This is a genomic window from Streptomyces sindenensis, assembly GCF_014649035.1.
GTDB lineage: Bacteria > Actinomycetota > Actinomycetes > Streptomycetales > Streptomycetaceae > Streptomyces > Streptomyces sindenensis.
Map to the genome: position 1 here is coordinate 130,948 of NZ_BMSG01000019.1, position 10,239 is coordinate 141,186.

The 10,239-nt window shown below is 73.4% G+C and carries 11 protein-coding genes; 6 read left to right on the forward strand and 5 right to left on the reverse strand.

Translation table 11 applies throughout. From position 1 onward, the window contains the following. Window positions 1-104: 104 nt before the first annotated feature. The 3 genes from IE145_RS21170 to IE145_RS21180 all read left to right on the forward strand — a co-directional run bounded on the left by IE145_RS21170 (window position 105) and on the right by IE145_RS21180 (window position 2,429). Window positions 105-818: a C39 family peptidase gene (locus IE145_RS21170; protein WP_189527030.1), complete on the forward strand. Its 714-nt coding sequence runs from the start codon at window positions 105-107 to the stop codon at window positions 816-818. 49 nt (window positions 819-867) lie between these two features. After that, a complete protein-coding gene (locus IE145_RS21175) occupies window positions 868-1,857 on the forward strand; it encodes an alpha/beta hydrolase (protein ID WP_189527031.1) in 990 nt (329 codons plus the stop codon). Window positions 1,858-1,973: 116 nt separating this feature from the next. Further along, a complete protein-coding gene (locus IE145_RS21180) occupies window positions 1,974-2,429 on the forward strand; it encodes a Rieske (2Fe-2S) protein (RefSeq protein ID WP_189527032.1) in 456 nt (151 codons plus the stop codon). Here IE145_RS21180 and IE145_RS21185 read toward each other — a convergent pair. Continuing rightward, window positions 2,416-3,084 carry a cysteine hydrolase family protein gene (locus tag IE145_RS21185; protein ID WP_189527033.1) on the reverse strand — a complete coding sequence of 223 codons (669 nt, stop codon included), beginning with the start codon at window positions 3,082-3,084 and terminating at the stop codon, window positions 2,416-2,418. The genes IE145_RS21180 and IE145_RS21185 overlap by 14 nt on opposite strands. A gap of 119 nt (window positions 3,085-3,203) precedes the next feature. Between IE145_RS21185 and IE145_RS21190 the strand changes: the two genes are divergently transcribed. Beyond that, window positions 3,204-3,674, forward strand: a complete 471-nt coding sequence (locus IE145_RS21190; protein WP_189527034.1) for a pyridoxamine 5'-phosphate oxidase family protein — start codon at window positions 3,204-3,206, stop codon at window positions 3,672-3,674. A 57-nt stretch (window positions 3,675-3,731) separates the two neighbouring features. Here IE145_RS21190 and IE145_RS21195 read toward each other — a convergent pair whose 3' ends face one another. After that, window positions 3,732-4,646 carry a LysR family transcriptional regulator gene (locus IE145_RS21195; protein WP_189527035.1) on the reverse strand — a complete coding sequence of 305 codons (915 nt, stop codon included), beginning with the start codon at window positions 4,644-4,646 and terminating at the stop codon, window positions 3,732-3,734. A 74-nt stretch (window positions 4,647-4,720) separates the two neighbouring features. Between IE145_RS21195 and IE145_RS21200 the strand changes: the two genes are divergently transcribed. Continuing rightward, window positions 4,721-5,794 (forward strand): DMT family transporter, encoded by a 1,074-nt coding sequence (locus tag IE145_RS21200; protein WP_229825716.1) that lies wholly within the window; start codon window positions 4,721-4,723, stop codon window positions 5,792-5,794. Here the strand turns inward: IE145_RS21200 and IE145_RS21205 are convergent. Further along, the gene (locus tag IE145_RS21205; RefSeq protein ID WP_189527037.1) at window positions 5,785-7,116 is read right to left on the reverse strand and encodes an aminotransferase class I/II-fold pyridoxal phosphate-dependent enzyme; all 1,332 of its coding nucleotides are present in this window, start codon (window positions 7,114-7,116) and stop codon (window positions 5,785-5,787) included. The genes IE145_RS21200 and IE145_RS21205 overlap by 10 nt on opposite strands. A 37-nt stretch (window positions 7,117-7,153) precedes the next feature. Between IE145_RS21205 and IE145_RS21210 the strand changes: the two genes are divergently transcribed. Beyond that, window positions 7,154-7,849: a pyridoxamine 5'-phosphate oxidase family protein gene (locus IE145_RS21210; RefSeq protein ID WP_189527038.1), complete on the forward strand. Its 696-nt coding sequence runs from the start codon at window positions 7,154-7,156 to the stop codon at window positions 7,847-7,849. A 93-nt stretch (window positions 7,850-7,942) separates the two neighbouring features. Here IE145_RS21210 and IE145_RS21215 read toward each other — a convergent pair whose 3' ends face one another. Further along, the gene (locus tag IE145_RS21215; protein ID WP_189527039.1) at window positions 7,943-8,902 is read right to left on the reverse strand and encodes a DMT family transporter; all 960 of its coding nucleotides are present in this window, start codon (window positions 8,900-8,902) and stop codon (window positions 7,943-7,945) included. A gap of 165 nt (window positions 8,903-9,067) precedes the next feature. Then, window positions 9,068-10,093, reverse strand: a complete 1,026-nt coding sequence (locus IE145_RS21220; RefSeq protein WP_189527040.1) for an EamA family transporter — start codon at window positions 10,091-10,093, stop codon at window positions 9,068-9,070. Window positions 10,094-10,239: the final 146 nt, after the last annotated feature.

The window sequence follows — 10,239 nt, forward strand, 5'->3', positions numbered from 1 at the left end:
GCCGCCGGGCCACCACGCTGTCCCCTGTCACCGCCCGGCCGGACAGCCCCACCCCGCCCGGCCCCGTGACGTCCCCTTACGGCCCCGCCCCCACAGGAGCCCTCATGCGCGCGAGACTCGTCCCCGGCACGATCGCAGCACTCGCGATCGGAGCACTTCTTCTCCCCGGCACCGCTCAGGCTTCCCCCGCCCCCGCCGCCCCGGTCGTGGACGTACGGGCACACGGCTCGACGGCCGGCACGGCCCTCGCCTCCGGGTACGACAAGCCGGGAACCAGGCTGCGCGTCGACGCCGGGCGCACGAGCAACGCGCGCTGGCTGGAGATCGACTACCAGGTCCAGCAGACCGGTTACTGGTGCGGTCCCGCCGCGACCCGCATCGCGCTCTCCGCCCGCACCGCCGCGCCGAGCCAGGGCGAGCTGGCGGCGCAGCTCGGCACGACGGAGGCGGGCACCGATCACATCGGCCAGATCACCGCGGTGCTCAACGCCCGTCTGGGCGGCGGCTGGTACGAGACGAAGGAGATGCCGAACGACCCGCCCACCCAGGCACAGCGGGATCTCCTGTGGCACGACATCGTCTTCGACATCGACCGCAACCATCCGCTGGTCGCCAACATCGTGGCCCCGCCGGGCAACCAGCCGCCCGGCTACCCGCCGGACCAGACGATCTACCACTACTTCACCGTCTTCGGCTACGACGCGGTCGACCGCACGGTCCTCATCGCGGACCCCGCGTCCTTCGGCGGCAACCAGATCTACTGGATCTCCTTCGACCAGCTGGCCACCCTCATCCCGCCGAAGGGCTACTCCGCCTGACATCCCGCGCACCGCCCCTCACCCTCACTCCACCGACCAGGAGGTCACGTTGAGCACCCAACGGCCCACCCGCAGAGGCGTCCTGAAGGCCGCCGCCGGAATCTCGGCGACCACCGCGTTCGGCGCGGGAGGTGTCCTGGCGTCGGCGTCGGCCGCCCATGCGGTGGGCGACGGCTTCGGTCTGCGCATCGTGGACCGCGACGAACGCGACCCCCGTATGCGCTACTTCCGCTTCGCGACCGACGCGATCGGCTGGAACCCCGGCGTCAACGTCCTGCTGCCGGACGGCTACCACGCCGGCGGGCGCAGGTATCCGGTGCTCTACCTGTTCCACGGAGGCGGCACCGGACAGGACTTCATCACCTTCGACCGGTTGGGGATCCGCGCCTGGACCGCGGGAAAGCCGCTCATCGTGGTGATGCCGGACGGCGGTGCCGCGGGCTGGTACTCCAACCCGGTCGCCTCCCACGTCGGCCCCCGCAACTGGGAGACCTTCCACATCGGCCAACTGCTCCCGTGGGTGGACGCCAACTTCCGTACGTACGCGGAGTACGACGGCCGGGCGGTCTCCGGCTTCTCGATGGGCGGGTTCGGCGCCCTGAAGTACGCGGCCAAGTACTACGGGCACTTCGCCTCGGTCAGCTCCCACTCCGGCCCGGCCAGCCTGCGCCGCGACGCCGGTCTCGTCACCCACTGGGCCAATCTCTCGTCGGCCGCCGTGGAGTTGGGCGGCGGTACGGTCTACGGCGCGCCCCTGTGGGACGAGGCCCGGGTCAGCGCGGACAATCCGGTGCAGCGCGTCGGGAGTTACCGGAACAAGCGGGTGTTCCTGGTGGCGGGCACCAGCCCGGACCCGGTCAACTGGTTCGACACGGTCAACGAGACCCAGGTCCTGGCCGGACAGCGGGAGTTCCGGGGAACGCTGGGCGCGGCGGGAATTCCGCACGAGTGGCACGAGGTGCCCGGCGGCCACTTCGTCCGGCCCGATCTGTTCCGGCGGGACCTGGACGGGATCGTCGCCCGTCTCCGTAAGGCCTGACGGGCCGGAGGGCCACCCGCGTACGGCGCGGTCGTCGGCGTGAACATCGCGGTCGCAGGGCACGTACCTCTGACCGACGTGCCCGAGACGGGGACACCGACGAAGGGAATGCCGCGATGAGCGCAACGCAGGGGCACCGGAGCCTCCTCGGACGCCGTACGGTCGTCGCCGCGGTGGGAGCGGCCGGAGCGGCTGCCGCCCTCACCGCGTGCGGTGGCGGATCGGACGACAAGGGAGGTGCCGGCACGGTCGAGCAGCCCGGGAGCGGGGGCGAGAAGCAGGGCGGTGCGGTGCTCGCCGCCACCGCCGACATTCCGGAGGGCGGCGGAGTGGTCCTCGCCGCGCAGAAGATCGTGGTGACCCAGCCGAAACCGGGCGAGTTCAAAGCGTTCTCGTCCACGTGCACCCACCAGGGCTGCGCGGTCAAGGACGTCTCGGCCGGGACGATCACCTGCCCCTGCCACAACTCCACGTTCGACGCCGCCACGGGCAGCCCGACCGGTGGGCCCGCCACCCAGCCCCTGCCGGCCCGTGAGATCACCGTCGAGGGCGGTTCGATCAGGCTGGCGTAACCGGCCCCTGTCTGCGGGGTCGCTTCCAGCCGCCGAGGACCGCGTCGGTGGTGGTGACGGTGGCGACCAGGGCCAGGGTGTTACGGACCATGGCGGGGGTGTATTCGGCGGGCACCCCCGCGATGGCGTCGGCCGGGACGACGGCCGTGTAGCCGAGGTTGACCGCGTCGAAGACGGCGTTGGGGATGGCGATGTTCGCCGAGACGCCGGTGACGACGAGCGTGCGGCAGCCGAGGTTGCGCAGCAGCGGGTCCACGTCGGTGCCGGCCAGCGGCGAGAGTCCGTGCAGCCTGCGGACGACGAGATCCTCGTCGGCCACCTCGATGGGAGGTGCGACCCGGACGGCGGTGCTGCCGGTGTGCTGCTGGACGGGCAGCCGGGCGGCGGCGCGGAAGAGCCGGGCGTTGCGGTTGCCGCCGCGTCCGTCGGGCCGGCTCTCGGCGACCGCGTGCATCACCTGGACGCCGCTCCCGTGGGCGGCGGCGACGAGGCGGGCGATGTTGGCCAGCGCGCCCGACGAGCGTGCGGCGGCGGCGAGTTCGGGCAGGGCACTGTCCGGGCCCACGACGCCCTGCTGGCACTCGACGGTCAGCAGGACGGTGGTCGCGGGGTCGAGCAGCGCGGTGAGCCGCTCGTGCGATTCCCTCGACGGCACGGGCACTCCTCTCCTGATCTCCGGGGCGCGCGAGAGTAGCGGCCATTGCGCCACGAAGGAAGAGCGTCCATGATTCCTGACACCTGGTCAGCAGCGTGGACATCAAGGAGAGGGCGGCCATGACCGACACCCAGCGACGAGGCCGCCGGATCATGATGACGCCCGAGGAGCGGGACGCCTATCTCGGCGAACAGCGCACCTGCCGGGTGGCCACGCTCGGCCCGGACGGCGCTCCGCACATAGGGGCGCTGTGGTTCGTCTGGGACGGCGGCTCGCTCTGGCTGTACTCCATCACGCGCAGCCTGCGCTGGTCCCAGTTGCGCGGGGACCCCAGGATCGCCGTGGTCGTGGACGACGGCGAAGGGTACGAGGAGCTGCGCGGTGTGGAACTCACCGGCCGGGCGGAGTTCGTCGGCGAGGCGCCCCGGACGGGTGAGCCCTGCCCCGAACTCGTGGAGCCGGAGCGGCTGTTCCCCGTGAAGTACTTCGGGATGACGGAGATGCCGCACGACGGGCGGCACGCCTGGCTGCGGCTCACCCCGGAGAAGATCACCTCCTGGGACTTCCGCAAGCTCGCCGGTCTCACCTGAACCCGGCCGCGGCGCGGGACCGACGCCCGGGCCCCTGTTCCTGGTCCCCGCAAGGGCTCACCCGCCGGCGGCCGCCACGCCCGCGCCCGTCGCGCGCAGCGCCGCCACCGCCGCCCGGACCGACGGGCGGCGGTCCACGTCCGTGCGCCAGACCGCGTGGACGTGCCGCCGCATGGTCTGGCGCACGGGCACCAGGCGCACCCCCTCGGGAACCGGTCCGCGACCCAGCCGTGGGGCCACACAGACGCCGAACCCGGCTGCGATCAGGGCCAGTTGCGTATGGTGCTCACCGGCCAGGTGGGCGATGCGCGGCTCGATGCCCCGGGAGCGCAGGGTGAACATCAGCCAGTCGTAGCAGAATTCGCCCTCGGGCCAGGACACCCACGGATCGTCCGCGAAGTCCTCCAGGTCCACCTCGTCCCGGTCCGCCAGCGGGTGCCCGGCGGGCATGGCGATATCCGGTGCGTCGTCGAGGAGTTCGGCCTTGCTCAGGCCACCGGGAACGGGCAGCCGCTTGTTGCTCCAGTCGAGCACGACAGCGATGTCGACGTCTCCGCGGAACACCGCGCGCAGCCCCTGCTCGGGCTCCAACTCCCGGGTTCGGACCGTGAGATCGGGGTGGTCCGCGCGCAGGGAGGTGAGCATCGCGGGAAACAGCCCCCGGGCCGCGGTCGGGAAGGCGCAGATCCGCACCTCGCCGACGACCTCGCCCCGCTGGGCCTCGATGTCGGACTGGGCCAGCTCCACCTGCGACAGGATCCGCGCGGCATGGTCCGCGAGCAGCCGCCCGGCATCGGTGAGCCGGACACCGCGGCCGTTCTTGGCGAGCAGCCGCTGTCCCACCTCGCGCTCCAGCTTGGCCATCTGCTGCGAGACCGCCGATGTCGTGACGTGCAGCCCGTCGGCCGCCCCGCTCACCGAGCCGTGCCGGGCAAGGGCGTCCAGGGTGCGCAGCCGCTCCAGGTTCAACATGTAAGCGATGCTACGCGATCAACCACAGAAACATTCGCTTGTTCTACGACATCGCGTTCGGCAGGCTGGTCCCCATGAGCGCTCCCTGCGAGCCGCGGGCCACGGCCCCGGCCTCAGCCCCACCCCCTCCCGTTGTGCCCGCGGCGTCGGCGTCGGCGACGGCAGCGGCCCCGGCCACCAGGCGACCGGCTCTGGACTGGCGGATCCGGTTCGCGGGGCTCTCACTCGTCTGGGGGTTCAGCTTTCTGCTGATCAAGGTCGGGACCGAGGGGTACGCACCGTTCCAGGTCACCTTCGGCCGTCTGCTGGCCGGTACGGCGGTGCTGGTCGCCGCCATGGCGGTACGCCGGGAGCGGCTGCCGCGTTCGGCCCGTACCTGGGGGCACCTCACGGTCGCGGCGCTGCTCCTCAACGCACTGCCGTTCTCGCTCTTCTCCTACGCGGAGCTGACGATCCCCTCGACCCTGGCCGGGATCTGCAACGCGACCTCGCCGCTGTGGGGCATGGCGCTCTCGGTGGTCGCCCTCTCCGAGGACCGCCCGACCCGCCGCCGGGTGGCCGGTCTGGGCGTCGGCTTCCTCGGCGTCCTCACGGTGCTGGGCGCCTGGCAGGGCTTCACCGGCCTGGACCTGCCGGGCACGGGCATGGCGCTGCTCGCCTCGTTCTGCTATCCGGTCGGCTGGATCTACGTCCGCCGCACCCTGGCCGGGACCGGTTCGTCGACCCTGGCGCTGACCGGCAGCCAACTCTGCCTCGCCACGGCGCAACTGGCCGTGGTGACGCCGCTGTTCACCTCAGCCCCCACCTCCTTTCCGCTGCTGCCCACGCTCTGCGTCTTCGCCCTCGGGGCGCTGGGCACCGGCCTGGCGGTGCTGCTCCAGTACGGCCTGGTCCAGGAGGTCGGTCCGACGACGGCGCAGATGGTCACGTACTTCATCCCGGTGATCGCGACGGCGGCAGGCGTCGCACTGCTCGGCGAAGAGCTGAGCTGGAACACCCCGGTCGGGGCGTTGATCGTGCTCGCCGGGGCGGCCCTCACCCAGAGCCGCCCGCGCCGGGGCGCCGCCACGGCCCCCGCCCCTCCTCCGCTCCCGGGTCCCCCTTCGGCCGAGCCGACCGGACGCGACCCCCGCCCGGCTCAGCCGTAACTGACCGGCCTCACCGGCCCCGCGGCGGCGGCCACCGCGTCCGCCAGGGGACCGATGTCCGCCGCGGTCAGCGGGGAGACGGTGAGCCGGACCGCCGGGGGCGTGTCCAGCCGGAAGCGGGCCCCCGGGGCCGCCGCCCAGCCCGCGTGGAGCAGCCGGGCGACAGCTCCGGTCTCGTCGCTCACGGGCACCCACACGTTCATCCCGCTGCGGCCCCGGGCGCTGACACCGCGCTCCGCCAGCGCCCCGATGAGCGAGTTCCGGCGATCACCGTAGGACCGGGCGACCGTACGGGTGTCGATGGCGCCCGAGGTCCAGAGATGGAGCACGGCACGCTGGAGCAGCCTGCTCACCCAGCCGGGCCCGAGCCGCTGCCGCCCCTCCACCCGGTCGACCGTGACGGCGTCCCCGGTGAGCGTGGCGACCCGCAGATCCGGCCCGTACGCCTTGGCCGCCGAGCGGATGAACGCCCAGTGGACCGTCGCCCCGGCCAGCGGATGCAGCGGCAGGTCGACGATGGCGTGCCCGTGGTCGTCCTCGATCAGCAGCACGTCCGGGTGGCGGGCGAGGACCGCGCGCAGCTCCCGGGCGCGCCGGGCGTCCAGCGACGCACCGGTCGGGTTCTGCGCCCGGCACGTGACGACGAGGGCCCGCGCCCCGGCCCGCAGCGCCCGCTCCACATCGGCGGCCAGCGGACCGGAGTCGTCCACGCCGACCGGTACGGCCCGGAGCCCGAGCGCCGGCACGAGGTCGAGCACACTGCCCCAGCCGGGGTCCTCCACGGCCACCGTGTCGCCCGGCCTGAGGTGCGCCGCGAGCACCCGCTCGATCGCGTCCAGGGCGCCGGAGGCCACGGCGACCGGCCCGGCGGGGACCCCGTCGGCGTCCAGCGCGGTGCGGGCGTACGCGGCGAACTCCGGGACCACCGGGGGCTGCCCGTACAGCCCGTGGCACTCCGCGTCGGCGGCCGCGGCCGCGGCGAGCGCCGGTCCGAGGCCGGGCAGCAGCTCCGGATCGGGATTGCCCTCGCCGAGGTCCCGGACGCCCGGCGGCGCCTCGATCCGCAGGGAGCCGCGCGAGGTGCTGGCCGGGGCGGCGCGCACCCGGCTCCCCCGGCGGCCCGCCGTCTCGATCACCCCGCGCTCGCGCAGCGTCCGGTAGGCGGCCGCGACGGTGTTGGGGTTGACCTCCAGGCGCGCGGCCAACTCCCGCATGGGGGGCAGCACATGGCCAGGCGGCAGGTCTCCTGAGCCGACCCCGCGCTCGATGCTGGCGGCGATCTCCGATGCGCGCCGCCCACTGATCCGATACTCTTCTAGCACAAACAACATTATGCACTAATACAATGGAGTCCAGCACATGCAGCACACCGCAGCGCCCGACAGCGCGGGACAGGGCGTCGCCGCCCCCTACCTGCCCACCGACCGCACGGTCCCCACCCGGGCCAAGGACCGCGCCTCCTACGACCGGGAGCTGGTCCACTCGATCCTCGACGAGGCCTACCTCTGCCATCTGGGCTTCGTGCGTGAAGGCGCCCCGGTCGTCCTGCCGACCCTTTTCGGCCGGATAGGTGAGCGGCTGTACGTCCACGGCTCGACGGGCTCGCGACCGCTGCGGGCGGCGAAGGGCACGGATCCGGGGCTGCCGGTCTGCCTGACGGTCACCCATGTCGACGCCCTGGTGCTGGCCCGGTCCGCCTTCCACCACTCGATGAACTACCGCTCGGTGGTGGTGCACGGCACGGCCGTGACGGTGACGGACCCCGAGGAGCTGCGGCTCGCCCTGGACGCGATCGTGGACCAGGTGGTGCCCGGCCGTTCCCAGGACTCGCGGCCCGCCAACGCCAAGGAGCTGGCCGCGACCGCGGTGATCCGGCTGGACCTCGGCGAGGTCTCCGCGAAGGTCCGCACCGGCGGCCCCAACGACGAGCCCGAGGACGGCACCCTCCCGCACTGGACCGGCATCGTCCCGCTCACCCGGGGCTACGCTCCGCCGGTCCCGGCGGACGATCTGGACCCGGCCATCGGCGTACCGGACTACCTGTCGGCGCTCTGACGGAGGCGGAGGCCGGCCGCCACAGGGGGGCGAGGCCTCCGCCGACGTCATCAAGGGCCGCCGGCACCCCTCGTCAAGGGCCGGCAGCGGCCGTCACACCGCCACGGGCTCCTTCCGGCGGGCGACCGCCGCGCCGCGTGCCTCGGCGAGGGCGAGTCCGGCCACCGCGGTCAGCAGGAGCAGCGTGCCGAGGACCGTGGCCGCCGTCAGCCGCTCCCGCAGGACGGTCACCGCGATGACGGCCGCGCTCACCGGCTCCAGGAGCATGATCACGGAGACGGTGGCCGCCCGGACGGCGGCCGCCCCGGCGAAGTACAGCGCGTAGGCGAGGGCGGTGGGGACCGCCGCCACGTAGACGATCAGCCCCAGCACCTGCCCGCCCTCGGCGGTGTGCGGCACCAGCCCCTCGGCCAGGGCCATGGGCAGCAGCCCCACCGCTCCGATGCCGAACGCCCAGGCGCTGGTGGTCAGCGCGTCACCGCCGCCGCCGTCCCGCCCGAGCCACCGGGTGAGCAGGGTGATCGCGGCGTATCCGGAGGCGGACAACAGCGCGAGCAGCACCCCGGCCGGGACCACATCGCCGCCCTCGCCGCCCAGGACCAGCACGACGAGCCCGGTCAGCGCCCCGGTCACGGCGGCCAGACCGCCCCGGCCGAGGCGTTCGCCCAGCAGCAGGCGCGCCCCGAGGGCGATCAGGACGGGCCCGGCGCCGAGCGTCACGACGGTGCCGACGGCGAGGCCGGTGACCTCGACCGCCGCGAAGTACGCGCTCTGGAACACGGTGAGCCCGATGCCGGTGCCGAGGATGCGGAGCATCCGGCGACGCCGGGGTTCGGGCTCCCGGGGCGCACGGCGGGGGCGCAGCGCGAGCGCCCCGGCGAGCAGGACGAGACCGCCCGCGCAGCGCCAGAAGGACAGGGCGAGGGGGCCGAGATCGCTGACCCGGAAGATCAGGGACGCGGCCGCGCCGGCGGTGCCCCAGGCGACTCCGGCGACGACGAGATACAGCAGGCTCCGCCCGACGGGCAGCGCGGACACGACAGGAAAGGACATATGACTTCTCCGACGGAAGACGAAGGCGTGGTGACGGGTCGCTCGGCTCCGCACGCGGGCAGCGACGAACCGCTCGGGGACTGCCCGAGCCCGGTCTTCGTCAGGAGTGGCCGCGTGCGCTAGGCGACAGGCGGCGGCAGCACAGTCAGATGCATGGTCGGCATGCTATTGCGAGGCCCGGCCGTGGGACAACTCGCCCTCGGCCGACCCGGCCACCGCCCCGGTGCCGGCCCCGGCGGCCACCGGACCCGAGGGTGGCTTCGGGGCGGCGGACTGGGCGATGAAGGCACCGGCCAGCACGACGCATCCGCCGATGAGCTGCGGCGCGGAGAGGCGCTCGCCGAGGAGCACCCAGGCCAGCCCGGTCGCGATGACCGCTTCGAGGCAGGCGACGACCCCGGCCACCTGCGGCGAGAGCATCCGGACCGAGACGACCCCGGTGACGTACGCGAGCACGGTGGCGAGCAGCACGATCCAGCCGAGCAGCAGCCAGGCGGGAACCTCGTCGCCGTCCAGGCCGGCGCTGCCGCCGAGCAGCGCCCAGTCCATGCCCCAGGGGCGGGCGACGACCGTGAGGACGGCCGCGCCGACGATCAGTCCGTACGCGATGACGCCGACGGGGTGCGGGGGTTCGGCGCCGTCCCCGGAGGGGCCGTCCTGCCCGCCGTGGTCGGAGAGGACGAAGTACCCCACCTGGCAACAGGCGGCGCCGAGGGCGAGCAGCAGTCCGAGGAGATCGAAGCCGAGCCCGGCCCAGACCTCGACGACGCACGCGAGTCCGCCGACGGCCAGCACCACCCCGACGGCGGCGGCCCGGGTGACGGGCCTGCGCTGCACGAAGCGGACCCAGCCGAGGACCAGCGCCGGCGCGAGATATTCGACCAGGAGCGCCACTCCGACGGGGATGCGGGAGATCGAGGCGAAGTAGAACGCCTGGACCCCGGCGACGGCGAAGAGACCGAACCCGGCGAGCAGGGCGGGACGTTCCCGTACGAGATTCCGGTGGCGCCAGGCGACCGGCAGCATGATGACGGCGGCGCCCGCGACACGCAGCCAGACCACGTGCAGCGGGTCGAGCCCCGCCTCGATCAGCGGCTTGGCCGCCACCCCGGAACCGCCGAACGCGAAGGCCGAGAGCAGGGCGAGCCCCAGCCCGGCGCTTCGGCCCTGAAACCTCGAAGACACGTGCATCGGCACATCATGACAGCCGTCGACAGCACCGTCACCATCGTGACACCTGTCGAGACGGCGCCTCCGCGGGCGCTCACCACGGCGCCTCAGAAAGTGTTGGGTAAGCCGTTGATCACTCGCGGTTGAGGTCTTCGGTGAGGCGTCGG